General features: G+C 38.5%; 2 pseudogenes. Both read left to right on the top strand.

Going from position 1 to position 605, the window contains the following annotated elements:
* A pseudogene (ssb, locus tag ACFIJJ_RS10060) lies at positions 1-383 on the top strand (single-stranded DNA-binding protein); the annotation flags it as partial.
* Positions 384-605: pseudogene (locus ACFIJJ_RS10065) on the top strand (hypothetical protein); the annotation flags it as partial.

The following is a 605-nucleotide window of genomic DNA, read 5'->3' on the forward strand; positions in this document are numbered from 1 at the left end:
GTCAACTTTCGTATGGCAACTTCTGAAAGCTATACGGATAAAAAAACAATCAAAAAGTAGAAAAAACAGAATGGCATTCAGTTGTGATTTTTAATCCACATTTAGCAAAAATTGCACTTCAATATCTCAACAAAGGTTCAAAAGTTTACGTAGAAAAAAATTACAGACACGCAAATGGCAAGATAAAAATGGGCATGACCGTTACACAACAGAGATTATTTTACCACAATGCAAAGGCGAATTGTATTTGCTTGATGCAAAGAAAAAGCAATCAGCATCCCCTACCCCTTCACCCATTACTTCTCAAAACTTCTCAAAATTATGCTATCGCTTCAGGTGCTGCTGATCATGGCGCATCTCTTAATGATAGTATGCCATTTTGATTGAACAAATATAGCAAAGTGAAAAAACGTACAAAACGCGAACGTCCACGGATTAAAGGGGATGTATCAGAAAACCAAACGGACGCATCTCACGAGCAAAAACACCGCATGAACCCATGGAAAATAGGCAATAGAAATGCGTGCTAAACGCTTTGGTTTGACGATTGAAGAGGCTAAAAATCCGCTTTCCGGTACCTATATCGGGCGGCTTTATTTGCAAGG

Origin of the sequence: Bartonella sp. TT29SHDZB, assembly GCF_042193395.1 — a bacterium.
Lineage (GTDB): Bacteria > Pseudomonadota > Alphaproteobacteria > Rhizobiales > Rhizobiaceae > Bartonella.